The organism is Wenzhouxiangella sp. YN1 (assembly GCF_056324145.1).
Genome location: NZ_JBJNIO010000100.1, coordinates 1 through 281 on the forward strand (window position 1 = coordinate 1; position 281 = coordinate 281).

The following is a 281-nucleotide window of genomic DNA, read 5'->3' on the forward strand; positions in this document are numbered from 1 at the left end:
CAGGCGACGATGCCATCGAGGTGTCGCCTTATCATCTTGGCAACAGCCTTCATCGGCTCGACCTTGGAGCGCATGACGTTCGTACACCACTGGTGGAGCATCTGACGGACCACGTTGACCTGCTTTCGCTGCAGGATGGCCCGCAACTGCTCGCGGTACTGCCAGGCACGTGCCGTCCTGAGTGTCGTCAGCCGAGCGACCAGGGTCTGGAGCTCCTGCCGAGCGCCTCGGCTAAGCCCCTTGGGGGATCTCAGCAGCTTCCATCGCATACCTTTCAGAGC

1 protein-coding gene is annotated in these 281 nt (G+C 61.9%); it reads right to left on the bottom strand.

All coding sequences use genetic code 11. From position 1 onward, the window contains the following. Positions 1-281 (bottom strand): transposase (locus tag ACEWQZ_RS02335; protein WP_476481463.1); only part of this gene is annotated, 281 nt, incomplete at both ends.